This window comes from Virgibacillus kimchii, from assembly GCF_055379185.1.
Genome location: NZ_AP043951.1, coordinates 317,603 through 342,880 on the forward strand (window position 1 = coordinate 317,603; position 25,278 = coordinate 342,880).

General features: G+C 40.6%; 21 protein-coding genes and 1 riboswitch. Of the genes, 14 read left to right on the forward strand and 7 right to left on the reverse strand.

The window, feature by feature from the left end; all coding sequences use genetic code 11:
• Positions 1-242: 242 nt before the first annotated feature.
• The gene (locus ACZ42C_RS01745) at positions 243-1,949 is read right to left on the reverse strand and encodes a GMC family oxidoreductase N-terminal domain-containing protein (protein WP_461183209.1); all 1,707 of its coding nucleotides are present in this window, start codon (positions 1,947-1,949) and stop codon (positions 243-245) included.
• Positions 1,946-2,476 (reverse strand): hypothetical protein, encoded by a 531-nt coding sequence (locus tag ACZ42C_RS01750; RefSeq protein ID WP_461183208.1) that lies wholly within the window; start codon positions 2,474-2,476, stop codon positions 1,946-1,948. The genes ACZ42C_RS01745 and ACZ42C_RS01750 overlap by 4 nt, the downstream gene beginning before the upstream one ends.
• Positions 2,477-2,756: 280 nt before the next feature.
• Between ACZ42C_RS01750 and ACZ42C_RS01755 the strand changes: the two genes are divergently transcribed.
• The 3 genes from ACZ42C_RS01755 to ACZ42C_RS01765 are packed head-to-tail and all read left to right on the forward strand — an operon-like array spanning position 2,757 to position 6,584.
• A complete protein-coding gene (locus ACZ42C_RS01755; protein WP_461183207.1) occupies positions 2,757-4,322 on the forward strand; it encodes a spore germination protein in 1,566 nt (521 codons plus the stop codon).
• Positions 4,322-5,506, forward strand: coding sequence for a Ger(x)C family spore germination protein (locus tag ACZ42C_RS01760; protein WP_461183206.1), 1,185 nt, complete (start codon positions 4,322-4,324; stop codon positions 5,504-5,506). The genes ACZ42C_RS01755 and ACZ42C_RS01760 overlap by 1 nt, the downstream gene beginning before the upstream one ends.
• A gap of 13 nt (positions 5,507-5,519) precedes the next feature.
• Positions 5,520-6,584, forward strand: a complete 1,065-nt coding sequence (locus ACZ42C_RS01765) for a GerAB/ArcD/ProY family transporter (RefSeq protein ID WP_461183205.1) — start codon at positions 5,520-5,522, stop codon at positions 6,582-6,584.
• 580 nt (positions 6,585-7,164) lie between these two features.
• Here the strand turns inward: ACZ42C_RS01765 and ACZ42C_RS01770 are convergent.
• A complete protein-coding gene (locus tag ACZ42C_RS01770; protein ID WP_461183204.1) occupies positions 7,165-7,353 on the reverse strand; it encodes a hypothetical protein in 189 nt (62 codons plus the stop codon).
• Positions 7,354-7,577: 224 nt separating this feature from the next.
• Between ACZ42C_RS01770 and ACZ42C_RS01775 the strand changes: the two genes are divergently transcribed.
• Positions 7,578-8,699 carry an NAD(P)/FAD-dependent oxidoreductase gene (locus ACZ42C_RS01775; RefSeq protein WP_461183203.1) on the forward strand — a complete coding sequence of 374 codons (1,122 nt, stop codon included), beginning with the start codon at positions 7,578-7,580 and terminating at the stop codon, positions 8,697-8,699.
• A gap of 119 nt (positions 8,700-8,818) precedes the next feature.
• On the opposite strand, the gene ACZ42C_RS01780 is transcribed toward ACZ42C_RS01775, so the two are convergent.
• Positions 8,819-9,403, reverse strand: coding sequence for a cell wall hydrolase (locus ACZ42C_RS01780; RefSeq protein ID WP_461183226.1), 585 nt, complete (start codon positions 9,401-9,403; stop codon positions 8,819-8,821).
• Positions 9,404-9,762: 359 nt separating this feature from the next.
• Here ACZ42C_RS01780 and ACZ42C_RS01785 point away from each other — a divergent pair, with 359 nt between their 5' ends.
• The 7 genes from ACZ42C_RS01785 (at position 9,763) to ACZ42C_RS01815 (ending at position 16,806) form a co-directional block, all read left to right on the forward strand.
• Positions 9,763-9,981, forward strand: coding sequence for a hypothetical protein (locus ACZ42C_RS01785; protein WP_464891316.1), 219 nt, complete (start codon positions 9,763-9,765; stop codon positions 9,979-9,981).
• Positions 9,982-10,331: 350 nt separating this feature from the next.
• The gene (locus ACZ42C_RS01790) at positions 10,332-11,615 is read left to right on the forward strand and encodes an IS110 family RNA-guided transposase (RefSeq protein WP_464891317.1); all 1,284 of its coding nucleotides are present in this window, start codon (positions 10,332-10,334) and stop codon (positions 11,613-11,615) included.
• A 411-nt stretch (positions 11,616-12,026) separates the two neighbouring features.
• Positions 12,027-13,493, forward strand: a complete 1,467-nt coding sequence (locus ACZ42C_RS01795; RefSeq protein ID WP_461180992.1) for a nicotinate phosphoribosyltransferase — start codon at positions 12,027-12,029, stop codon at positions 13,491-13,493.
• A complete protein-coding gene (nadD, locus tag ACZ42C_RS01800; protein WP_461180991.1) occupies positions 13,486-14,181 on the forward strand; it encodes a nicotinate (nicotinamide) nucleotide adenylyltransferase in 696 nt (231 codons plus the stop codon). Before ACZ42C_RS01795 ends, nadD begins: the two co-directional genes overlap by 8 nt.
• A complete protein-coding gene (locus ACZ42C_RS01805; protein WP_461180990.1) occupies positions 14,181-14,726 on the forward strand; it encodes a histidine phosphatase family protein in 546 nt (181 codons plus the stop codon). Before nadD ends, ACZ42C_RS01805 begins: the two co-directional genes overlap by 1 nt.
• Before the next feature lie 17 nt (positions 14,727-14,743).
• Positions 14,744-15,388, forward strand: a complete 645-nt coding sequence (locus tag ACZ42C_RS01810) for an HAD family hydrolase (protein ID WP_461180989.1) — start codon at positions 14,744-14,746, stop codon at positions 15,386-15,388.
• 26 nt (positions 15,389-15,414) lie between these two features.
• On the forward strand, positions 15,415-16,806 hold the full coding sequence (locus ACZ42C_RS01815) for an OmpA family protein (RefSeq protein ID WP_461180988.1): 1,392 nt from the start codon (positions 15,415-15,417) through the stop codon (positions 16,804-16,806).
• A gap of 92 nt (positions 16,807-16,898) precedes the next feature.
• Here ACZ42C_RS01815 and ACZ42C_RS01820 read toward each other — a convergent pair whose 3' ends face one another.
• From ACZ42C_RS01820 to ACZ42C_RS01830, 3 genes are all read right to left on the reverse strand, one after another.
• On the reverse strand, positions 16,899-17,342 hold the full coding sequence (locus ACZ42C_RS01820; protein ID WP_461180987.1) for an OsmC family protein: 444 nt from the start codon (positions 17,340-17,342) through the stop codon (positions 16,899-16,901).
• Between the two features lie 144 nt (positions 17,343-17,486).
• Positions 17,487-18,293, reverse strand: a complete 807-nt coding sequence (locus ACZ42C_RS01825; RefSeq protein ID WP_461180986.1) for a polysaccharide deacetylase family protein — start codon at positions 18,291-18,293, stop codon at positions 17,487-17,489.
• A 204-nt stretch (positions 18,294-18,497) separates the two neighbouring features.
• Positions 18,498-20,093 carry an ABC1 kinase family protein gene (locus ACZ42C_RS01830; protein WP_461180985.1) on the reverse strand — a complete coding sequence of 532 codons (1,596 nt, stop codon included), beginning with the start codon at positions 20,091-20,093 and terminating at the stop codon, positions 18,498-18,500.
• A 383-nt stretch (positions 20,094-20,476) separates the two neighbouring features.
• Between ACZ42C_RS01830 and ACZ42C_RS01835 the strand changes: the two genes are divergently transcribed.
• The 3 genes from ACZ42C_RS01835 to dapA all read left to right on the forward strand — a co-directional run bounded on the left by ACZ42C_RS01835 (position 20,477) and on the right by dapA (position 24,189).
• Positions 20,477-21,556 (forward strand): FUSC family protein, encoded by a 1,080-nt coding sequence (locus ACZ42C_RS01835; RefSeq protein ID WP_461180984.1) that lies wholly within the window; start codon positions 20,477-20,479, stop codon positions 21,554-21,556.
• A gap of 50 nt (positions 21,557-21,606) precedes the next feature.
• Entirely contained in the window at positions 21,607-22,929 is a 1,323-nt protein-coding gene (locus tag ACZ42C_RS01840; RefSeq protein ID WP_461180995.1) for a D-serine ammonia-lyase, read from the forward strand.
• Between the two features lie 89 nt (positions 22,930-23,018).
• Positions 23,019-23,198, forward strand: a riboswitch (Lysine riboswitch).
• A gap of 97 nt (positions 23,199-23,295) precedes the next feature.
• The gene (gene dapA / locus ACZ42C_RS01845) at positions 23,296-24,189 is read left to right on the forward strand and encodes a 4-hydroxy-tetrahydrodipicolinate synthase (protein ID WP_461180983.1); all 894 of its coding nucleotides are present in this window, start codon (positions 23,296-23,298) and stop codon (positions 24,187-24,189) included.
• The last annotated feature ends 1,089 nt before the right edge of the window (positions 24,190-25,278 follow it).

Genomic DNA, 25,278 nt, shown 5'->3' on the forward strand with positions numbered 1-25,278 from the left:
GAGAAGGAGCCCAAAGAAAACCGGCCTTTTCACCAGTCTCAAAGAGTGCTATTTAGGAGTTGGGGTGGGGAGATCATGTTAAAGCAAGACAGTGTCTTGTTTTCTATTGTGAATAAAAGCAATATAAAAATTAACCATTGCAAACGATAGACAATGATAAAATTAAAAATAATAGCATGTGAAACCCATGTGGTCTCACATGCTATTTTTGTATGTTTTAGTGAATCTAACACCATTATTCTTTAGAAATATTTCTCCGCCAACAATTCCGCTGTCCTCGTGGCAAGTGCCTGTGTAGTATTCGTAGGATTAGGTCCGCCCAGCGCATTATAATCAACGCTGCTGTCGGCAATAAAAAGGCGTTTCACCTGATATGCTTCACAATTCGTATCAACGACAAATCCCATCCGCATTGTGCTCTGCAAATGGATATAATAGTTTGGCGGGTTGTCACTATTGTGCACTTCTTTTGCCCCTGCCTGCCGTAAAATGGATGTTGCAATTTTTGTTAATTGGTCTCTTCTTTTTCTCGATAATTCCGTTGGTTTATAGTGCACCCGAGCTACCTTACCATGCTCATCTTTAATATGGGGATCCAACTCAACCCTGTTCTGATAACTTACCTCATCATCTGTAACAATGAGAAGTGTAAGTGTTCGACCGTAATTTTTCATGGCTTCTTCCAGTTCATCGCCTGCAAGCCTGCCGCGCTGCTCCCATAAATGTGAATCGGATGGTTGAAGGCTGTTATATCCGTATTGGCTGAATCCGAATAAGGATTGTGCCGATAGCCCGGGACTTTCCCCTAAAGTTTCAATCATACCGAGACCAGGATAGTCAAGCCTGGCTGCTGAAGTATGTCCGGCAAATGGGTTAGTTGATGGACTACCAACAATATTCATTAGAGTTTCTTCATCAAAGGTTCCCGTCACCGAATTTAAATAATGATTGGTTAAACCACGTCCAACCCATGGGTTATCAGGAAGTGCAGAGTTTAACCACAGGCGGGGAGTTTCGATACAACCGGCTGCCATGACAACTACCCTGGCGCGTAGTTCTTCCGTTTCACCTGTCCATGTATCCCTGATCTGAACCCCTGTAGCTTGCAAACTTCCATAAGTATCATATTCCGTCAAAACTTTTGTAACAAATGTGTTCGGTCTAAATGACACTTTCCCTGTCTTCATTGCCAATGGTACATAGCTGACATTAGTGGAACGTTTTGCCATCTTTTCATACGAAGGTCCATACGGGCAACCTTGACCACAGTGGCCGCTTAGGGTGCATCCTTCCATATGACTTATTTCTTCCATGGAGTAATCAGGATTCATTAAATTCTCATTCGGTGGCAGGATGGCATTCGGCTGTGGCCGGTATCCGACAGTTGTTACATCCAATGTTCTATTCTGCTTAAAACCTGCCTTTTCCGCCCCGTAATAAAACAGTGCTTCCTTCGTTGTTGTTGGTGCGAATTCAACCGGTAATGTTGCTTCTACTTTCTCATAATAAGGAATGAGCTCATTGTAACTTATTGGCCATTTGTTATCTATTGCTTCTGGAAATGCACGGGGTGAGTTGGAATAATAATGTATGGTAGTTCCTCCGATGCCTGAACTCTGCCATATCACCGCTCGGTCCGGAACATTTCTAAACCACGGGCTTTTCCTGCGATCTGCAGGTCCCCAGCGGAGTTTTCCGGTTACAAAATCATTCATATCGTTTTCAAGTCTTGTGAGATGCCTCCTGTAAAGACTGCCATCCAAATCATTAGGATCCGAGCTTTCTTTTGCCTTACCTCCATATTCATTTGGTTCAGGCCAATTTTTATTTCCGTACCATGGCCCAGCTTCCAGGACCAATACACGCAGGCCCATGTCTCCCAATTCTTTTGCTATAACTGCCCCTCCGCCACCTGCTCCAATTACAATTACATCCGGATTTGTTTTCATATCTTCACCTCCGCCATTGTAAATAAAAATCCGCGAAAATCACGATATCCCAAAGCGACACCCGGGTATCCCGCCTGTTGCCATCCAGGTGGAAAGAATTCAAGCTGACGATCATTTGGTGGATAAAGTCTTGTCAAACCATAACCGGGCCACTCTGAATAAAAACCGAATACGGAAAATCGATTTATGGCATCTGTTACATGTTTGACCATTCCGCCATTGTTCTGAAAAGGGGGAGGTAATAAGTATAGATCGATTTCCAGGCTTTCCAGTGCGGACAATGTACGAAGCCGGTTTTCACGGGAAAGCTGCGAGAACATACCTCCACCCGTGAACAGTGATTGTGCAAGTGGTTTCACCTGATGGGAGTTAACAAGCTGATTTGCTGCAATATCCAACATCACCGCGGTGGGATAAGCCAGGGGAACAGGGTATTGGTTTAGTTGCTGTTGAATGGTAATGTATTGATTCAATCCTTCCATTACGTATTCATGTACCTGTAATTGATCTAAACCATTAGAAGTCACGTACCCCGAGTGATTTAAAGGAGGCAGTAAGGCATCTGTAAGCGCTTAGAAATTTGTCCTTACATACGCTTCATACTGTTTATGATAACTGATAAAATCTCACCTCATTTCAATTTAACAAACTATTAGTATCGTATTAATTATTTTTTTAAATTATGATGATTTTAAAAAGGTTCCGTCAGAATTATTAATTTAACACGCTGTACACTTTGTTTATTCGTATAAACTCAAACATAGCAGCAATACTAAAACTAAAAGATGCCAACTGGAGGAACGCAAATTGAATCCATCAAGAAAAATCAGCCAAATGCTAAAAAAGATGATACCTAATAGAAAGGTTCAACAAGCCTCCAAAAAGAATATCCACCCTATTTCTGCCAGTGTGAAGAATAATGAGCAGACTGTAAAAACAAAGCTCGGTAACAGCGATGATATTATGTATACAAAATTTAATTTAACAGTGAAAGAACACCAGAAAATAGACGCGTTGCTGGTGGCTGTTGACGGACTGGTTGATGAAGATGTAAAACGGGATAATATACTAAAACCTTTGCAGCAAACCGTCTTGAATGAAAAACCTAATACCAACCTGGATCAGCTACAGAACGAGATGCAGGTGAAAAAAATCGAGGTGACAAATGATTTGCATGAGGCACTTGACCAGGTATTACAAGCGAAGATCCTTATTCTGGTCAATGGTCATAATAAAGGTTTATTAATTCAGGCTGAGGGATTTGAAAACAGGGCAATTGAAGAGCCGGCCAATGAGAAAGCTGTACGTGCGGCGCATGAAGGTTTTATTGAAAACAACTCGGTAAATGTGACGCTCATCAGGCGAAGAGTGGTGGACCAGAACCTTCGATTTGAAAGTTTTGAAATCGGAAAAATAACCAAAACAGACGTCAAACTGGGTTATATAAAAGGAATAGCGGACCCTGGCATAGTGAAGAAAACAAGAGATAAGTTGGAGGAAATTGAACTGGACGCAATTCACAATGAAGGGGAGATAGAGCAATTAATTGAAGATCACCCTTACTCCATTTTCCCTACCGTTGGAAATACGGAAAGACCGGATAGGACAGCTGCACTCTTGACAGAAGGAAGGGTTATTATACTAACAAATGGCAGTCCGATCGTCCTCTTTGGTCCTAATTTGTTTTTGGAAAGCTTCACTACCCATGAAGACTATGTATCAAGGCCATATTACAGTTCTTTACTAAGACTAACACGATTTATCGCTTTTTTTATTTGTATCTATGCACCTGGATTGTACTTAACTGCTTTAAACTTTGAAAAAAACCTAATCCCCTCCGATTTGATCGTTCCCATTATTCAAGCCCGGGAATTGGTGCCGTTTCCGTTGGTCATGGAATTGTTAATTGCCATACTTTTATATGAAATTGTACGGGAGGCGGGGGTAAGACTTCCTGAATCGGTTGGCTCCGCGTTAAGTATTGTCGGGGCTTTAATTCTTGGAGAAGTGGCTGTTAGTGCTGGTTTGATAGGTGCACCAACCATTGTAGTCGTTTCTTTATCCTATATAGCTTCTTTTATTATTACGCCTATTGCTGATGTGGTTTCTCTGTTACGAGTCATATTGATTATAGCAGCCAGTTTATTTGGTACTTTTGGAATTATAATGGTTTCGTTAGGAATACTAACCCATATGGTTTCCCTGACTTCTTTTGGTGTTTCTTACATGGCTCCTTTTTCTCCATTTTACTTTAGAGACTGGAAGGATACTTTCATCCGTCTACCTGCAAGACTCTTAAGAAGACGTCCGGAGAGTATACCGAATCAGAAGCCGAAAAGCATGGAATCTATACCGGATACGGAGGATAATTAATGAGAGTATGTACCATTTTTTCACTACTTTTCATTTTCATATTTTTATCCGGCTGCTGGAACAGTTCGGAAATAGATGAAAGGGCACTCGTACATGGAACCGGGATTGATTTAAATGGTGATACCAAATTATTGGATGCGTATGTTGAAATTGTTAAACCTACCAAACAAGAAGAGGGTACATTTCAATCCAATGAGAACCTTGTGCTGCAAATAGATACGGAAACACCATTGGATGGAGCCAGGGAATTAATCCGCTATGCAAAGAGAAGATTATACTTTGGGCATAACAGGCTGTGGCTTGTCGGCGAAGATTTGGCAAAAGAAAAATTTGCACCCATTTTCGATATAATTCGGCGCGATCAAATGAATCGATTGAATAGCTATATATTTATTACAAGGGACGATATAGAGGAGGTTTTCAGCACACCTACGCTTTATGAAAATCTTTCTTCCGATGAGATTGTTTCCGGCTTGGAACAATCCAGGTATACTGCTGAGTTTATTCCTGTCCGATTATACGATTTCATTAACTTGAATGAAGAAGAGCTTAATACAGCTTATATTCCAATAATCAGCATGAATGATAATGTTTCAGGTCCGATCACTTCCATTGATGGAACAGCTGTTATTAATGATGGAAGAATGGTTGGGGATTTAACCACTGATGAGACGGAAGCACTGACTGTTTTACTGAATAAGGCAGAAGGTGGAGTGGTCCCCATTTCCATGATAGAAGAAAGAGAAATCATTTCAATGGAAGTAAAGGACAGTAATCTTCTAGTTTATCCAACGCTTAGAGGAGAAGATTTGCATGTGGACCTGACATTGAAGCTCGTTGGGGAATTAGGAGATAATATAATGGAAAATCCTAAGGAAATTACAGAGGATTTTATACAAGAAGCTGAAAACCTGGTGGAAGAAGAGGTGGAGAGAAAATTACGTGACACATTGGAAAAACTTCAGGAATTGCAAACAGATATTACGAATATTGGCAAGGAAACCTATAGAAAATATCCGGAGGAATGGCGGGAGATTAAACACGTTTACCATGAAGAAATATTTCCAAATGCGACCGTTGATTTCCATATAACAGCCGATATATACCACCAGGGGTTGATAAATAAAAGTATAAACGAGCCTCGTAAAAAGCCGGAAAATAATCCATTTCCATTTTTAAACTAGAAGGAGAATTTGCATGCTTTCAAAATGGGAAACGCTATTTTTAATAATATTGACGTTGCCTATTCTAGGGCATGTTGTCATTCTGCCTTTAATGATCGATGTAGCCGGAAGGGATGCATGGATATCTATATTCTTGTCCCTTCCTTTTGCATTCATATATGCGCTTTCCATTTATTTTATTAAAGTGAAATATAAAGATAAAAATGTAAAGGAAATTTTTACAGGAATCCTCGGGAAAAAATTAGGGAAGACATTGATATTTATATTTATATGTTATTTTCTGTTTATAACGATTGTCTCCTTTTCCACTTTTATTGATTTTGTCCATATTTTGTTTCTCCCTGACACACCTCCAGTAGTTCTCATTATCTGGTTTTTGATTTTCTTATTATACGGTTCTCTCAAGGGGATTAAGCCAATAGCTTTAACTGCCGGTGTGTTGGCCTTTATAGCAATGACGACGGGGAACACGATTACACTTTTGGATTCCCAGCTAAAGGAATGGGCCAATTTGAAACCCATAATGGAATTTGGTTGGAGTCCTGTTTTAATAGGAACGTTAATCATTATCAGTATATGGGTGGAGTTAATTTTTCTTTTATTCCTGCCTCTCGAGAATTCAAAAGAGAGAGGCCTGTTTCTGTTATGGTCCATAGGAATCTTAATAAATGCCCTAATGATGTTATCTACAACAACGGGTGTTATTACAATCTTCGGGCTGGGCCAAGCTGAAAATATGTTATACCCTGCTCAGGAAATTGTGCGGATTATTAATTTGGGCTTTCTGGACCGGTTTGATGTTTACGGCATGATATTAAATGGTTTTGGTACATATATCCGCTGCTGCCTATACTTCCGGTTGGCATATGAATTAAGTACAACTTCCGCTTCTAAAAAATACAAACGGTTCGTTTATACTCTTTTTACAATCATAGTTTTGGTATTTGTCATATATTTGAACGTAAATCATTTACGTGTGGAAAATACGATTATTGTTTACGTGTATACAATCGTGTTATTTCCTGTACCCCTGATTTTATTACTAATCAACCTGAAGCGTAATGCTTCTATAAGATAATTTTGTAATACAACAAGATGGGGTATGAAGTAGTCGTCATTAGCTGATTATTATAAAGCTGAATTAGAGTCGCTTTCAGCTTTTGCCTGTTACCCTCAAGATCTGTCTGCCAGGGCCGGTCCCATTCAGAAAACACTCTTTTATTCATTTAGATGGTGTGTTATTCTTCGTTTCTTTGAAACAAAGGGACGACAAACAATAATGAGGCTAAGATGATTAATAAAGGAACCAAAATCAGGAAAATATGTATGCCAGCAGGGGGATTAAATGGTATGCATTTTAATTGTTTTACTTCCCTTTCCTCTCCTTTCCTGGTTTCTGGGAAGAAAGTGATTTTTGGATGTAAAGTTACAAGCGAACTTATTTGGTAAACAAGAAGGAGGCACCTGCATATTTATCGAATAAACAAGGAAAAAGGATGGGGGGCCATCCCTTTTTTGATGGAGATAAGAAAGAACACATGCAGTTGGGAATAGGAATGATGTTTATTTTGCCCCGATGATCGCCCGGTCGAATAAAATCAATACCAATTCCATACACATGATCATTACTTTTCTTTTAATGGTAAAACTATTGTATACTATAGAACCCCTGCAGGTCCTATATTTTGGTTACTGAATTCCGTCAATTTTTCGGCAAGTTCATCTTTGGTTACGAGAAATGAAAGGCCTAAGCCAATAAGAAGCAGGATAGCACCAACCAACAGTATTCCTGAAGCGGTATGATTGATCTTATATCTATCTAATTCTGACATTAATTGTTTAGACATAACTTTACCTCCATAACATTTGTAGCAGTATAGACACTTATTATAGAATTATTGTATTCGGGTTATCTGTAATTGTTTGGACGCTTTCATATTTTTAAATCGGATCTTATCTGAATTCGTAAGAGAAGCTGTTGATACCTTTGGTCCTCTAAATGGGATATACAAGAATATATATCATTGTGCAGAAAAAACAATATAGATAGATAGAAAAAGGATGTGACTTCATGAAAGTAGTGATCATTGGGAGTGGGATTGTTGGCGCCAGTGCTGCCTATCATCTCGTTAAACAAAATATGGACGTTGTGCTGGTGGATAAACATCATAAAGGAAATGCAACAGACGCGGGAGCAGGTATTGTTTGTCCGTGGATGTCGAAAACAAACAATCAGGACTGGTACCGGATGGCCAGAATGGGAGCAAAATATTATCCGGAATTGATCGCACAGTTAAAAGAAGATGGGGAAAACGAGACAGGGTATAAAAAAGTAGGTGCGCTGGGTGTCAGTTTGAATCCGGAAGAAATGGACAGAATGATGTATAACCTGGAAGAAAAATATAAGGAAGCGCCGGAGATGGGGACTTTTCAGAGGCTGAGCGGGCCGGAGGCAAAGGAATTATACCCTCCGTTAAATCCGGATTTTGAAGCAGTATATGTTTCCGGTGGTGCCCGGGTGGATGGCCGTCTGCTCAGAGATGCTTTAAAGCGTGCCGCTGAAAAAAATGGTGCCACTCTCATTGAAGGAGAAGCTGAATTGATTAGAGATGGGGATAGCATAAAAGGTGTTAACGTGAACGGAGAAACCTTTTATGCCGATTCCGTTATCGCGACAGGAGGTGCCTGGGCGCCAGCATTATTGCATGGGCTGGGTCTGCAATTAAAAGTGATGCCGCAACGGGGACAAATTGTTCATCTCACATTACCGGGTACAGATACATCTGATTGGCCATTGCTGGTACCGCAAAAAGGACATTATATGCTTGCTTTTGACGATTCAAGAGTAGTGGTGGGAGCAACGCGGGAAAAGGGTTCGGGTTTTGATTACCGAATTACAGCCGGCGGGATGGCCGAAGTGATTAATGAAGCGTTAACCGTTTCTCCCGATCTGAAAAATGGGACCGTAGAAGAAATCAGGGTAGGTTTTCGCCCGATGGGACCGGATATGGCGCCCTTACTCGGCTTTGTAAAGCCGTATAGAAATTTAATTCTCGCAAATGGGCTCGGTGCGTCGGGACTCACGATGGGACCTTATGCAGGTTCGCTGGCTGCATCTCTCGCCATGGAAAAAGAGATGCAAATTGATTTAACGCCTTATGATCCTATGCGTGCCATCACCAATATCCATTAAATAGAAATAAGCTGAAACCCACCATAGTATTAGGGTTTCAGCTTTTTTATTAACAGAAATGAATTCCTGCTTTTCAATGTTTGTCTTTTACTGTACAGAAACTCGTTTAACTGATTAGTTTATTTTGCAAAGCGGTGACCGCCGATTTTTAAGATGGTGTCGCGCGTAAGAACCCAGTCACTGTCTACTTTGTCCGGGTTATAGAAATACAAGGACCCGTTTCCTTGCCCTCGAAACGCCTCCGCTTCCTCAACAGCTTTCATATCCTCATCTGCATAACCTTCATATAAAGTTCCATTCTGTACAGGTGTAAAGGCATAATGTCCTGCTACTTTTTCATAAATAACACCACTTACCGTATCGGGAAAATCAGGAGAGTCGACACGATTTAAAATAACGGTAGCTACAGCGACTTTTCCTGCATATGGTTCACCCTTTGCTTCTGCATGCACCATTTTTGCCATTAATTCCTTTTCCTGATGGGTAAGGGAATTTGGAATATTAATGGATTCCCCTGCTTCTAAATGGTTACCTGTGCGTTTGTTGGCAATTTGCAGATTTTTAAGTGATACACCATGTTCTTTAGCAATGGAAGGAAAAGTATCACCTTGCTGTACGGTATAGGAAGCAGCATCTGCACTTGTTGGAAATATGACTAAGCTCAATGCAAGCATTGTTGTCAGCAGTAATTTATTCAATTTGATAACCTCCCCAATATTTCTTAGTTAATAGATTAATAAATGTAATATAATCCTGCATTAACTAAAAAATGGTAATTCGGGAGAAGGGAATATACACCTATGAACTACTTGGATTTATTGTAGGTGAGGAAATTTTTTACACAAAGAAAAAACTGGCATATCCTGGGTTGAAAAGTAAAATTAGGTTGTTATTTAACAAGTATTACAGTTTTGTTACCTCTCTCACATGTGACGGCTTTTTCTTCTTAATTTAATGTAGAGTGTCAGTTTGGCTGACGTTCCATATTCAATAATTTATTATTAGTTGATTAAGAACACTTGTTCTTGTATAATTAGATCGAACATTCTTCATCAGGAGGGGTATGATGTACACATTTTTTATTAAATCGATAGAAAATAAAGAAAAGGTTATGATCTATTACTTGGACGGGAATGGGGTTTTGACCCAGCGTGTTATTAAGGTCATCCGCTTCGAAGATAAAAGCTTGCTCGCTTTTTGCTATTACAGAAAGCACGTCCGGTCATTTATATTGGAAAATATTATTTCCTATGGGAAAATAGAGCATAAAGCCACTGCTTAGCACATCAACCCTTTGCTAAGCAGTGGCTTTATTAATTTTGTACGAGAGAAGGAGCTCCTGAAATAGAGTACTTTTGGGATATTGTTTGAATTGTTTTGGGAAATGATAGTAGACCGTTCAGGTTTTTGCTTAGTTTGTATTATTTTAGGGAAATGCAGCAGCAAAACCGTAACGGTGTTGCAATAGGGAGGAATAATGTATAATAACAGTAATTTGTGATGATACAAGTCTTAAGGAGCATTCCTGTAATGAAGAAATTTGAGGTTTGAACAAAAATGAGCCCTCTTGGTATAGTACAGGGTGTCAATGTATTGACCCCGAAATTAAATAAATACCAAGGAGGACTCGTAATGAATTATAATCAAAATCTTAAATTAGCGCAAATCACACCATCCACATTGATAGTAGGAATCGATATTGCCATGGATCAACATGTGGCACGTGCCCAGGATGATCGGGGCGTGGAATTGGGTAAGAAATTGGTCTTTGACAATCGCATACATGGCTTTCAACAGCTTTTAGACTGGATTTCCAGATTGCAGGAGAAAAACAACAAAAGCGAAGTGATTGTTGGCGCAGAACCAACCGGACACTTTTGGCTTGGTTTGGCTTACTATCTAAAAGCCAAAGACATTCGCTTTGTGGTGGTAAATCCAATGCACGTTAAGAAGTCCAAAGAACTTGATGACAACTCACCAACGAAAAATGACACCAAAGATGCGCGCGTTATTGCACAGCTTGTGAAAGATGGGAGATACTCCGTACCAAATCTTCTCGACGGCATTTATGCCGAATTACGGGAAGGGATCAAATTAAGAGATCAACTCATCAAGCAGCTGATGATCATCGAAGGTCGCGTTCAGAATCATATTCAGCGGTACTTTCCGGAATTTGATGACGTCTTTAAAGACTGGTCCGGTAAGACAGCGTTATTCACACTGCGCGAGTTCCCGTTCCCTTATGAAATCCGTCAAATGACTCCGGAAGAAGTGCTGGCAGCGTGGAAAACCGTTATCAAACGCGGCATGGGTATAGAACGGGCAAGGAAATTAGTCAAGAAAGCACAGAAGAGCATTGGCATTGAAATTGGGCTCAGGTTCGCAAGAAAAGAACTACACAGCCTTTTAGACCAGTATGAGCTGTATCAAAATCAGTTAACAGAGTTGGATGAGGAAATCACAGAGCTATTGAAAGATATACCGGGTGCTGAGGAATTGATAAATATTAAGGGGCTTGGTGCCATAACCGTTGCCACGTTCTTTTCTGAAGTAGGGGATCTCACCAAGTATGATCACCCACAACAATTGGTAAACATGGCGGGCTTAACGTTACGGGAACACAGCTCCGGGAGATTGAAAGGACAAACGAAAATCACAAAACGTGGCAGAAAAAAGTTGCGAAAAGCCCTGTATCTGGCTGTACGCCCCCTAGTGGCAAGTAACCCGACGTTTAAGGCACTGCACAGGTATTACACTACCCGCCCCAATAATCCGTTAAAGAAACAGCAATCACTTATTGCGTTATGCGGGAAATTAATACGCGTTATGTTCACCATAGGCAAGAAACAATGTGAATTTGATGGAAGCAAGTTACTAAAAGGTTTACCTCAAATAGAATCATTACAGGCTGCTTAAGCTTTATGAACAAAATGGATGGATAAATGCACTTGGAATTCTGGAATTAAACAAACACCAACAATGCAGAGTCGGAGCTTATTTAAACCATTCGGGCATATGACCCAGCTAAGGAGCATATCCGACCTCCACCTTGTGGATACGCAGGACGAGGGAATGTGTGGATAACATCCCGTGATACATGGGAGGGTAAGCGACCATAAGAAGCGTGGAGAATGAAGCATGGTCATACCATTTAAGCACCAAATGTTCACAATTTGGCTGATAGGATGGATATACCCCAGTAAGAATATTCTGTATTCCGTGTTATAAAGGATTAGCTCCAACACATTCCAAAGTGGATGTTTATGAAATTCTAAGAAAACAAGAGCATTTTGAAGATATTTTAATTATATAGAGGGAGGTTTGATCATGCGTTTTAATGATGACAGTTTTGCCTTACATACGGATTTATATCAGATTAATATGGCAAAAACATATTGGGATGATGGGATTCACAACCGGCGGGCGGTTTTTGATTTGTATTTCAGAAAAAAACCGTTTGGTAACGGCTATGCTGTGTTTGCCGGATTGGAAAAAGTCATTGAATATGTTCAGGGTCTCCGTTTTAGTGAAACCGATTTAACCTATTTAAAAGAAGAATTGGGTTATGAGGAGGCATTTATTGAGTATCTCCGGACATTGGAGTTTTCCGGAAACATACGGGCGTTACGGGAAGGAGAAATCGTTTTTGAAAACGTGCCCATGCTTCGGGTGGAAGCAAACCTGGCTGAAGCGCAATTGCTGGAAACAGCACTTCTTAATATAGTCAATTACCAAACATTGATTGCTACGAAGGCTTCGAGGATTAAACAGATCGTAAAGGATCAGACAGTAATGGAATTTGGAACAAGACGGGCGCAGGAAATGGACGCGGCGCTATGGGGAGCGCGGGCAGCCTATATTGGCGGTTTCGATGCGACAAGTAATGTAAGGGCCGCCAAGTTATTTGGAATACCACCGGCCGGCACCCATGCTCATTCGATGATTCAGGCGTACAGACGGGAAAAACAGGCATTCAGAAGATATGCGAAAAGCCATAAAGATTGTGTTTTTCTTGTAGATACTTATGATACGTTAAAAACAGGTATGCCCAACGCGATTGCGGTTGCAAAGGAATTTGGAGATGAAATTAATTTCCTTGGTGTACGGCTGGATAGCGGGGATTTGGCATTTTTGTCAAAAGAAGCGAGAAAAATGCTGGATGAAGCAGGGTTTACTGAAGCTAAAATATATGCATCGAGCGATTTGGATGAATCAACGATCATGAGTTTAAAAGCACAAGGTGCACAAATTGATGTGTGGGGTATCGGCACAAAGCTCATTACAGCTTATGATCAGCCTGCGCTCGGAGCCGTCTATAAGTTGGCGGCGATAGAGAATGAAAAAGGGGAAATGGAAGATACGATTAAACTATCCAGCAATCCGGAAAAAGTAACCACTCCAGGGCTGAAAAAAGTGTACCGTATTATTAATCAGGTAAACGGTAAGTCGGAAGGCGATTATATTACACTCGAGGATGAACAGCCGGATAAGGAAGAAAGGCTGAAAATGTTCCATCCGATTCATACGTATATCAGCAAGTTCGTCACCAACTTTGAAGCAGTGAACCTGCACCATGACATTTACAGGGACGGTAAGCTGGTCTATGAAAGTCCTGAGCTTGCAGATATGCAGACCTATGCAAACCAACAATTAAACTTATTGTGGGAAGAGTACAAGCGGACCGTTAATCCGGAAGAATATCCGGTGGATTTGAGTGAAAAAACGTGGAATAATAAAATGGATTATATTCACTTTGTTAGAAGCAAGGTGAAGGAGATGGTCGGTGATGAGTGAGGAGACGATGGAATATTTCCGGGACTTAAACCCGGGAAAAAGTTTTCATTCATTGCTTCGTAAAGGGGCAAAGGTCGGCGTTTACGGTTCTTCTTTTGATCCAATTACAAATGTACATTTATGGACAGCCTCTACTGTCGCTCACCGTAAAAGACTGGATTATATTATTTTCCTGCCATCTTCTGATAAAAGAAGGGATAAGCGTCTGGCAACGGAAGAAAAACATCGGGAGGAAATGGTGCGGTTGGCAATAAGGGACAACCCCAAATTCTTAGTGGATACGTATGAGTTTTCTGCACAGCCGGGAAAGCACTATTCCTATTATACTATGGAGCATTTCAAAGCAGTTTTGCCGGAAGCGGAACTTTTCTTTATTATGGGAGCGGATCTCCTCCAGGATATTGCAGAGGGAAAATGGATGCTGGCAGAACAGCTGATCCGTTCCAATCAGTTTATTGTCATGGCAAGGGATCAAGTGGATATGCTCGGTACTATTGCAAAGTCTCCATTGCTTCGAAATTATGATGACGGCAGATTCCATTTGTTGGATAAAGGTCTTGCCATGGAGATCAGCTCGACTTATATTAGGGAGGAATTTTCCCGTGGCGGTGAGCCGAGATACCTACTGCCGGAAAGTTGTTATAATTATATACAAGAGCATCAATTATACCGGGAGGAGGTTGGTTGATGGAAAAAAATATTTATATCGTCAGGCATTGTCAGGCAGAAGGGCAATCTCCGGAAGCAGCCTTGACGGACAAAGGATTACTGCAGGCAAAGGAGCTTGCTGGTTTTTTCAGGGATATAAAAACAGATCGGATTGTTTCCAGCCCTTTTCAGCGGGCGATCCAATCAATTGAACCGGTTGCTGAGGAAAAGAAATTGGTAATTGAAGAGGATAGCCGTTTATCGGAACGGCTGCTCAGTACGGGAAATATGCCTGATTGGCTGGATAAGCTGCAGGCGACTTACATAGACTTTGAATTGGCCTATCCGGGGGGTGAATCCAGCAAAGAAGCGATGAAACGAATCATAAGGGCTGTTGAAGATGCAGCCGCAGGCTTTGAGAACACCCTCATTGTCACACATGGAAACATCATGTCTTTATTACTACATTATTATGATAAGCGGTTTGGCTTTGCAGAATGGAAAAAACTAAGCAACCCGGATGTTTTTCTATTGAAGTCAGGTCACGTAGAAAGGTTATGGGAGAGGGGAAATCAATCGTTATAAAAGGAGGATGAATTTGCATGAAAGCAGTTATATTTGATTTTGATGGGACCGTTGCGGATACGCTGCCGACAATCTATCATTCTTTTCGAACTGTATTCAAGCAATTTGATGGTGAGGATCTGACGGATGAAGATGTGAAGGCGATGTTTGGACCTTCGGAAGTCGGGATTATTCAGGACAGGTTACGTTATAAAGATAAAGAAAAGGTATTGGATACCTTTTATCGGGTGTATGCAGACAGTCACGCTGAGCTAGTGAAAGAAAACCAGGAAATGCAGGCATTACTGGCTTTATTACAGGAAAACAATTTTAAGCTTGGTGTAGTCACAGGGAAAGGGAGAAAAAGTTTGGATATATCTCTGGATATGCTTCATCTTGCTTCATATTTTGATGTGACTATTGCAGGGGATGAAGTGAAAAATCCAAAACCACACCCGGAAGGAATACATACAGCAATGGAATTACTCCAGGTGAAGCCGGAGGAATCGATTTATATTGGAGACAGTGATGCGGATATTAAAGCTGGCAGGGGAGCAGGTGTCATGACTGTAGGTGTTCAATGGCTGCCGGACTATCAGGCACCTGCATTCACAGAAAAGCCGGATAAAATTTATAAAGATATCAGAAGTTTCATAGATTTTGTAAAATCATATATTACTTGATGGTAATCTAGAGGAGGTAAGAGTAAGTGAGATGGGGGAAAGCTGTGTCGGGGAAATCACTTGTACTTGCTGCTGTTATGTTTGTTTTGGCTGCTTGTTCGGAGGATGAAAGTGTTGTCATTGAAGAAGATGGGGATGAGGCTTCAGCGGAAGAGATTAATGAAATAGATGAAAATAAAACTAAGCAAGCTGAGGAGGAAGTTGAAGAAACAAATTCCCCTTTGGATGAGCTTGGTGATTTGGAAGTACAGCTTACGGGAGAAGTTATGGTGGATGAGGATCAGATTATAATAGAAGGAAATAGTAATTTGCTTCCGGGATCCAGGATTTTTTCCAGCGGAGTAACAGATGGCGGTTTTGCTTCAATTACATTTCAAGATGCAGCAACTATTGAAGACGATGGCACATTCTCCTTTATATTTGATGGCATTAGTCAAAGCACAACTGTAAAGCTATCTTTAAACACCGGAAATGATCAGACAAAAGAACATTATGGTGAAAATCTGGAAAAGGTAACCGGTCCTCAAGTGTATGTGACGGATACGCATGGAGAATTTACAGTGAAAGCAGAGTTTTATATTGATGTCGACCTGCAAATGCCTTACACCATACCAATTGAGATACCTGATTGGAGTGAAAAACCTGATGATTACGGGGAGACGGAAATATGGATGGAGGCTGATGTGGATAGTGACCATCGATATCTGTATTTTACTGGAAAAAGTAATCTTTTGGAGGGTACGCAAGTTGGAGGAAACTTACGGAAGGCCTCGGGTATTATAGATGCATTCTCTTTCGGATTTACAAGGGTAAATCCTGACGGCACATTTGAACTGCGCGTCCCTTACCATAAATTGCATCAAGGAATGTATATGCCAATTCGTGTGGAACCCGGGAGGAACAGTTGGGATGATGTAGTTGATGTGTATGGGGAAAATGGAGAGCAGTTTGAGGGTGATCTTGTTGTCGAGGATGAAGGTGAAAAATATGTGGAACTGATTATGGAAGTGGAAGCACCTGACTTTGAGCCGCCTGAAGATGTCGGATTAACTGTAGATGATGAGGAAGTAAAAATAAACATGCCTGATGATCTATTATTCGACTTTGACGAGAGCGAACTTAAAGAGGATGCAATAGAGGTTCTTGATGAGCTGTTGGAAGACCTGCAGAGCTTGGAAGCAGAGACACAAATAGAAATAAACGGTCATACCGATAATGTTGGTGATCCGGATTATAATCTGGAACTCTCACAAGAGCGCGCGGATGCTGTGTGGGCATATTTACAGGAAAATGGCGATGTATCCAATCTAAATGCGACTATAGAAGGTTACGGTGAAACGGACCCTATTGCTACCAATAAAAATGAAGAAGGACAGGAAAGGAATCGCCGTGTGGAGATCGTGATTAATCCTAAGTAAATAAAATGAGATAAAGGGGGAGTAGCTCCTTTATCTCATTTTTATTATCGGTTAGAATAATTACCCGTTTTAACAATTGTCAGATTGTTGTACTATTGTCTTGTAATTATTTTGTTTAATTTCATTGGTGTATTGCTGGCAATTGTATCTCCAACGGGGCAGGTCTTTTCAATAAATGCTACAAACTCTTCCACCTTCTCTTTTGGTGCATCGGTGTCGATATGAATATTATAACGGATTTCACTATACCCTTTTTTAATCTCCGGATTTCCCAAGAAGCCATCAGGATCAAGATCACCTTCCAGTTCTACCCAAAAATCGTCAAATTCAATTTCGAATTTTTCGGCATAAACAGCTGCGACGATTGCTTGGCAGGATCCAAGTGCACTTAAAAGCAGTTCGACGGGGTTCATCCCGGTATCCGTTCCGCCCAGATTCTTCGGTTCATCAATGATCACTTCAAAATTCCTCGCCTTTACCTTCACTTGTACACCTTCTTGCAATTTTGCAGTAGCTTTAAATGTAGTATTTGCCATGGAAGACCACTCCAATTCCATATTTTTAATCCCACTTTTATTGTAATGGAAAAGGAAATAGAAGTCTGTAGATAAATTGTGAACAATTGAGCAATGTCGAGAAGGTATTCCACTTGCCTGGAAAGGCATTTAGTGATCACAGCATTATTTTTGATACGGGATACCCAACATTTCCGGTACGGTTTCAAAGTTCAATCCCTGTTCCTTCAGATAAGGGATAATTTGTCTTAGAGCTTCAATTGTATTTGTTCTATCACCTGTTTCATCGGCTCCATCATGCATAAGAATGATGGCACCCGGGTGAATATTGCTGATGACGTTGTAAGCTATATCCTCGGGAGGGTCTTCCCGCCAGTCAAGGGAGTCCACGGACCAACCTGTAACGGTATAATCCATCTCACCCAATTTTACCAACAATTCATCATACAAAAATCCATATGGTGCTCGGAAAAGCTTTGGCCGGTACCCTATTACAGAATTAATAATTTCTTCTGTACGCAGTACTTCAGTTTCCAAAATATCCATTTCGGTAGCTTCTACCAGATTTGGATGTCCATAAGTATGATTACCCACAATATGACCTTCGTCAACCATCTGCTGCAATAGTTCCGGGTAAGCTTCCGCTCTGGCTCCGGTAACAAAGAAGGTAGCTTGAATGTCATGCTCTGCCAGCAGTTCCAGAATCTGCGGGGTAAACCTTGGATCCGGTCCATCATCAAATGTAAGAGAGACATTATTTTCCGTCGCAGCTCCACTGAGCACAAGGATATCAGGATACCGCTGCTGCAAAATAACATTGGAGACTGGGTTTTGTATTCTTTCCTCGTATTCGTCTCCATCTTCCAGTTCGGGAATATCTTCCTGCTGGGCTTGTCCCGGGGTCCATGCCCAAATCAGGGAACCGGTAAAAATAACAACACCGATGAAAATTTTTATAATGTTTCTGCTCATACCTATAACCTTCCTTTCCATGATGGAAATAGTAATGGATTTTGCCCTTAAGTTCAGCTGAGGAGCCAAACTTATAAAATTATTTTGTCCAACAATGAAATTATTATGATTGGATTCTTGGAGGAAAGGAATTTTTAAAGTTCATTCAGTCTGTTTTTTTAAGAATAAAAGGGACGGCTCTAATAAAAGAACCGTCCCTTTGTTTCAAAATCTTCCGGAGCGGAAAATGGCGTACAGAATCCATATGAACATTCCGGCGGCAACAATAAAACCGATTTCGATGACTGGTATGTTCCAGATCGGGCTTACCTGGCTTACGATGGCGGAACCGATAATCAAGCCTGTCATGATGATGCTGAAGGCGAGTAATACAATGCTAAAGGCAAGCCGGTTGCTGATTCTGTCCACTTTTTTAAGGGATTCTTCCAATTTTGGTACAGAAACTTCCATGCGAATCTTGCCTTTTTTAACAACTGATTTTATATCTTGAATATCTTTTGGCAAATCCTTTAGAAGCTCACGATATTCGAATAGCTCATTTAAAAGATTTTCTGCAATCCTTTTTGGCTGGTATCTCTCCCTTAGCAGCTGTTTGCCAAAAGGTTCGGCCATCTTAATAATACTTAGCTCCGGATCCAATCTTTCTACCATACCTTCCATTGTCAGCAGCGCTTTACCGAGGAGAGTAAGGTCAGCGGGAATGCGAATTTGGTGCTGATAAGCAACTGTGAATAAATCATTGATGGCATCTCCGAGACTTACATGGCTTAAAGGAACGTCATAATATTTATCTCTCAGTTTTTCCACATCTTTGTTTAATTGATTTATATTGATATCTTCAGGGATCATACCCATCCGGTTGATCGCTTTAATTATACCGTCATTATGCTGCCTTCTTAAAGCAATGACAAACATGGAAAGACTGTCTTTCATTTCCGAAGTAAGTCTTCCAACAGAGCCGAAATCTATAAAAACCGTTCTTTCTCCTGGCAAAACCATAATGTTGCCTGGATGTGGGTCACCGTGGAAGAAACCTTCCATAAATATCTGATGAAACATGGCTTTCACGACATGTTCTGCAACCAGACTCGGGTCATGTCCATCTCTTTTAAGCTTTTCGATGTTATCCAATTTGGTACCGGTAATAAATTCGGTTGTAAGAATATGCCCTGTAGTATAATCCCAAAAAACTTCCGGCACATGAATATAAGGGTCACTGTCAAATTGTTCCTTTATTTTATCGGCATTTCTGCCTTCGTTTAAATAATTTAATTCTGCTTTCAGTGATCTTGCAAATTCATCAATGATTTCCCCAATATTATAACGGGCAGCAATTTCCAAACGCCTTTCCGCAATTCCGGCAATATCCCTTAATATTTCCAGGTCCGTTTTGACATTTTCCTGGATATTGGGCCGTTGAATTTTAACTGCTACCGGTTCCCCCGTCTTTAACACGGCATAATGGACTTGACCGATGGAGGCAGCGGCAATCGGGTCTTCCTGAAACTCTGAGAACAGGTTTTCCACAGGTTGTTCAAGTTCTTCTTCCAAAATTTCTTTTGCTTCATTGGAAGGGAAGGGACCTACATTGCTTTGCAGCTTTTCAAGCTCGATAATGATGTCCTTCGGTAATACATCGGGTCTTGTACTTGCAAACTGTCCAAGTTTTACAAAGGTGGGGCCGAGTTCTTCCATAAATAGACGAATACGTTCTCCCGTCGTTTTTTGTTTAATCTCTTTTTCCTCTTTAAAAAAAATCCTTCTCGGCAAGGAGAGAATTTCATGCAGCCCCAGTTCCATGGCAAAATAGCCAAACCCGTACCGTGATAAAGCTTTAATGATATCCCGGTAGCGCTGTAAATGCCTGATTCTTTTTTCAAAAATAAGTAGCCCCTCCTCCCGGCAGATTTGTTCTATGCTTTAATTTTTCTTTGTTTTTATATCCGTATTAATGGATTGACTAATCTTTATGTCTTATTATATACATAGATGAGCAGAGCAAATAAATGAATCATATTACTTCTACCCTGTTTCTAAATAATTATAGCATTTTTTTGCTTGTGAATCTGTTCAAAAGAAAAGATGCTATATTTGAAGCAGAAACTATATATAATATCGTTTAAAATACGGGGAAAGTATACTATTTAACCGGGTATATAATTTTCCTCCAAGAGGTGCTATAAATGGAATTTAATATTGGGCCGCGTATGGTAAAAACAGGTCTTGCTGTCGCATTAACATTAATTATCACCGGTATGCTGAATTTGGATCTTGAAATTGTTGCGGCAATTGCTGCAGTGATTGCCTTGCGTCCTTCCATCATGCGGTCCTATACGTATATTAAGGAAGTTGTTATTGCAAACAGTATCGGGTTAGCGTTCGCGCTGGCAGGGTACTTCCTGCTGGGGTCCCACCCGTTGTCCGTAGGGGCAATGGTTGTACTTGCTATTGCGATCAACGTGCGTCTGGGGTTAACCAAAACGGTCAGCCTGACGACATTAACTGTAGTAGTCATGATGATTGGAACGGGAGAGGGGCTCACATTAATGTATGTCATCCAGCGTTTATCCCTGGTTGCGATTGGCGTACTTTCCGCCTTTATTATTAATGTGGTTGTGTTCCCGCCTAATCACGACAAGAATTTATTCAAAATGATTAAGGAAGCAAGCGAGAAAACAAATTTTCTCCTGCGTGTCAGTACAAATAACACCATGAGTGTACCTCAGGTAAAAGCGGAAGACAAAGAAATGGAAGACATGATTGATGATGCCAAGGATTATTTTGAAATTATCTATGATGAAAGAAACAATATTTTTATTCGCAACCGAATCCGTTTTTACAGAAACATTGTTATTTATAAGCATATGATTCAGGTGCTTATTAAGAAAAAAGAACTGATCAGGCAAGTGGAGAAAAATTTTGGAAACATAGAGGAAAGCTCAGGGAATAAGATTTTTCTGATTAAAAAGCTGGTTAATGAAATAAGTAATTACAGTGAAAATATTTTAATGTTATTTGAAGATAAAATCGTCCTGGATAAAGACCTTCAGAAAGAAACAAAAGCTGCGATGCAAATCACAATTAATAATTTGATTGATGAGCTGCAGGGTTCCGAATTTGATAAATGGATGGTTGTATTTCCAATTGCAAGCAGCATTATTGAGTTATTTTATGAACTTGATAAATTGGAGCGATTTGTGAGGGTAAAAGAATTAAAAGCGCAAAAACAGGAAAATAAGCAGCATGCCGATAAGAATACATGAAAGCTAATGCGGGTAAACTTAATTAAGCCAATGATAGACAGGGAGGCGTTATTATTTTTTCACAGGATAAGCTGGAGAATTATCAGGAGCAATTTCCGATTCTACAATCTGTAATGAACAAGACACCAGTTCTTTGGCAAAACCAGGACAAAAAATCAGTGGATGCACTCGAGTCGTCTCTCAGTATGGACGATATCCATGAAGCAGAAAAGTTATGGAAAAGATTTGCGCCTTTTTTAATGAAGGAGTTTCCGGAAACGAAGGAAGCAGACGGGGTGATTGAGTCACCTTTAAAAGAAATACCGGAAATGAAAGCAATGTTGGAAAGCAAATTTAAATCAAAGTTTGATGGAAGACTATTTCTTAAATGTGATAATGAATTATCCATCGCCGGTTCCATTAAAGCAAGAGGCGGCTTTTATGAAGTATTGTACTATGCGGAAAAATTGGCATTGGACGCCGGTTTAATTACAAGACAGGAAAATTATGAAGCATTTTCCAGTCCTGAATTTAAAAAGTTTTTTTCTCAGTATAGAATTGGGGTCGGATCAACGGGGAATCTGGGCTTAAGTATCGGCATCATGAGTGCCAAGCTTGGGTTTACGGTATCAGTGTACATGTCACATGATGCCAAACAGTGGAAAAAAGATTTGCTTCGTAAAAAAGGGGCAAACGTATATGAATTTGAAGGAGATTTCAGTAAGGCGATCAATACAGGGAGAAAGGAAACATTGGCTGATGCAAAGGGATATTTTGTGGACGATGAAAGCTCTCAACATTTGTTTCTCGGTTACAGTACTGCCGCATTACGTTTAAAGCACCAATTTGAACGGGAAGGAATACAAGTGAATGAGGAGCAACCGCTGTTTGTTTATCTGCCCTGTGGTGTCGGTGGTGCGCCTGGTGGCATTACTTTTGGTTTGAAGCAGGTGTTTGGGGATCATGTCCATGCTTTTTATGTAGAACCTGTTCAATCTCCGTCTGTATTAACCGGGCTTGTAACCGGGGAAAAAGATAAGATAAGTGTACAGGATATTGGCCTGGATAATAGAACAGAAGCAGATGGACTTGCTGTCGGCAGACCTTCCACTTTCGCCAGTGGCATCAGCGAACAATTGGTAAGCGGCATCTATACTTTTGAAGATCCAATATTATTCACATTACTATCAATGCTGGCAGACAGTGAAAAAACCTACCTTGAACCTTCTGCTGCAGCAGGATTGCTTGGTCCTTTTAAGATTACCGATTCTGATTATATGGAGAGGAATCAAATAAATACAGGAAATGCAACACATATTGCATGGGCAACAGGTGGTGGGTTGGTGCCTGAAGAGGAAATGGATGATTTTTACAGGCGGGGGAAATCTTTGTAAAGAAAATAGGAAGAAAAGCTTGTTTGTGTTGTTTATTTCTGATACAGTGTAGATAACAAGTTCATAAATCTTATTTTAAATTTTTTTAAAGTAAGGGTAGAGGTTGCAAAGACCATCAGTACCTGTGAAGAGGAGAATGAGCTCCGTTGAATCATGGGGAAAGGGGGACTTGCCGAAGTGGATGGATGCTCATTATCCGGAAGCTGATTCTGTTATTTAATAGATGCAGAATTGTCATATAGGAGACTATATGGAGGGCTATCATGCTGAGAACAAATTTGTTCTTTAAGCAACAGCGGCCTTTCGTTGTTGTTTTTATTTTGGCTCTCCACACCAACAAAATATGAGGAATAGGGTGTGAGATTAATGAATTTCGGGAGTGTATTAACAGCAATGGTAACGCCATTCGACAGGAATGGTGAATTGGATCTCAGCGCTGCGGAAAATTTGGTAAATCATCTGATTGCCAATGGTTCAGATGGCATCGTGGTTGGCGGGACAACCGGTGAATCACCTACGTTAACCCATGAAGAAAAACTGCAATTATTTAATTTTGTTGTCAAGGCAGTCAATAAACGCGTGCCGGTAATTGCAGGGACAGGTTCAAATAATACAAAGGAATCCGCGGAACTTACCAGAGAAGCGGAAGTTTGCGGTGTAGATGGTGTTATGCTTGTTACACCATACTATAACAAACCTTCACAGGAAGGGATGTATCAGCATTTTAAAACAATTGCGGATAATACTTCATTGCCTGTGATGCTTTATAATATTCCCGGCAGAAGTGTCGTGAACCTGGAGCCGGAAACAATTATCAGACTATCTGAGATAGACAATATCGTTTCTGTCAAAGAAGCAAGTGGTGACCTTGATGCTGCAGCGGAAATCATCAGTAAAACATCCGATGATTTTACCGTTTACAGTGGAGACGATAGTGGAACATTGCCAATCATGTCTATTGGCGGAACAGGGATCGTGTCCGTTGCATCTCACGTTATTGGTAATGAAATGAAAGAAATGACAACTGCATTTCAGCGTGGAGATGTTGTTCATGCGGCAGCGTTGCACCGACAGTTGCTGCCAATGATGAAGGTACTGTTTTCAGCACCAAATCCAACCGCAGTAAAAGAAGCGCTTAACCGGATTGGCGTATCAGTTGGCGGAGTACGGTTGCCGCTGATCCCATTAAATGATGAAGAGCGCAGTGCATTGTATAATGTAATGGAAGTGTATGCGACGAAAAAAGTTGCTGGATATTAATATATGATATGGAAGAGCTTGATCCAATGTGGATTGAGCTCTTTTTCGATTTTTTTGTGATGGAGTAAAATAGTATTATGAGAGCCCTTCAGAGTGTGGTTTTTGTTTGATCTGTCACATAGAAGCATTATCAGAGCCCTTATGAGTGAGATTTAGGTTTGAACGGTCACATAGAAGCGTTATCAGAGCCCTTCAGAGTGAAAAATTGGTTTGAACGGTCACATAGAAGCATTATCAGAGCCCTTCAGAGTGAAATATTGGTTTGAACGGTCACATAGAAGTGTTATCAGAACCCTTATGAGTGGGATTTTGGTTTGAACGGTCACATAGAAGTGTTATCAGAGCCCTTCAGAGTGAAAAATTGGTTTGAACGGTCACATAGAAGCATTATCAGAGCCCTTATGAGTGGGATTTAGGTTTGAACGGTCACATAGAAGTGTTATCAGAACCCTTCAGAGTGAAATATTGGTTTGAACGGTCACATAGAAGCATTATCAGAGCCCTTCATAGTGGGATTTAGGTTTGAACGGTCACATAGAAGCATTATCAGAGCCCTTATGAGTGAGATTTAGGTTTGAACGGTCACATAGAAGTGTTATCAGAGCCCTTATGAGTGGGATTTAGGTTTAATCGGTCACATAGAAGTGTTATCAGAACCCTTCAGAGTGAAATATTGGTTTGAACGGTCACATAGAAGCATTATCAGAGCCCTTATGAGTGGGATTTAGGTTTAATCGGTCACATAGAAGCGTTATCAGAGCCCTTCAGAGTGTGGTTTTTGTTTGATCGGTCACATAGAAGCATTATCAGAGCCCTTATGAGTGGGATTTAGTTTTGATCGGTCACATAGAAGCATTATCAGAGCCCTTCAGAGTGAGATTTAGGTTTGAACGGTCACATAGAAGCATTATCAGAGCCCTTCAGAGTGAAATATTGGTTTGAACGGTCACATAGAAGCATTATCAGAGCCCTTATGAGTGAGATTTAGGTTTGAACGGTCACATAGAAGCATTATCAGAGCCCTTCAGAGTGAAATATTGGTTTGAACGGTCACATAGAAGCATTATCAGAGCCCTTCAGAGTGAAATA

Bases quoted from the DNA above. Each gene is read 5' to 3' on its own strand.
- ACZ42C_RS01765 (WP_461183205.1), top strand. From the start codon at position 5,520: ATGCTTTCAAAATGGGAAACGCTATTTTTAATAATATTGACGTTGCCT.
- ACZ42C_RS01795 (WP_461180992.1), top strand. From the start codon at position 12,027: ATGCGTTTTAATGATGACAGTTTTGCCTTACATACGGATTTATATCAG.
- ACZ42C_RS01770 (WP_461183204.1), bottom strand. From the start codon at position 7,353: ATGTCTAAACAATTAATGTCAGAATTAGATAGATATAAGATCAATCAT.
- ACZ42C_RS01790 (WP_464891317.1), top strand. From the start codon at position 10,332: ATGAATTATAATCAAAATCTTAAATTAGCGCAAATCACACCATCCACA.
- ACZ42C_RS01785 (WP_464891316.1), top strand. From the start codon at position 9,763: ATGATGTACACATTTTTTATTAAATCGATAGAAAATAAAGAAAAGGTT.
- dapA (WP_461180983.1), top strand. From the start codon at position 23,296: ATGAATTTCGGGAGTGTATTAACAGCAATGGTAACGCCATTCGACAGG.
- ACZ42C_RS01835 (WP_461180984.1), top strand. From the start codon at position 20,477: ATGGAATTTAATATTGGGCCGCGTATGGTAAAAACAGGTCTTGCTGTC.
- nadD (WP_461180991.1), top strand. From the start codon at position 13,486: ATGAGTGAGGAGACGATGGAATATTTCCGGGACTTAAACCCGGGAAAA.
- ACZ42C_RS01810 (WP_461180989.1), top strand. From the start codon at position 14,744: ATGAAAGCAGTTATATTTGATTTTGATGGGACCGTTGCGGATACGCTG.
- ACZ42C_RS01805 (WP_461180990.1), top strand. From the start codon at position 14,181: ATGGAAAAAAATATTTATATCGTCAGGCATTGTCAGGCAGAAGGGCAA.
- ACZ42C_RS01830 (WP_461180985.1), bottom strand. From the start codon at position 20,093: ATGGAACTGGGGCTGCATGAAATTCTCTCCTTGCCGAGAAGGATTTTT.
- ACZ42C_RS01745 (WP_461183209.1), bottom strand. From the start codon at position 1,949: ATGAAAACAAATCCGGATGTAATTGTAATTGGAGCAGGTGGCGGAGGG.
- ACZ42C_RS01820 (WP_461180987.1), bottom strand. From the start codon at position 17,342: ATGGCAAATACTACATTTAAAGCTACTGCAAAATTGCAAGAAGGTGTA.
- ACZ42C_RS01775 (WP_461183203.1), top strand. From the start codon at position 7,578: ATGAAAGTAGTGATCATTGGGAGTGGGATTGTTGGCGCCAGTGCTGCC.
- ACZ42C_RS01760 (WP_461183206.1), top strand. From the start codon at position 4,322: ATGAGAGTATGTACCATTTTTTCACTACTTTTCATTTTCATATTTTTA.
- ACZ42C_RS01825 (WP_461180986.1), bottom strand. From the start codon at position 18,293: ATGAGCAGAAACATTATAAAAATTTTCATCGGTGTTGTTATTTTTACC.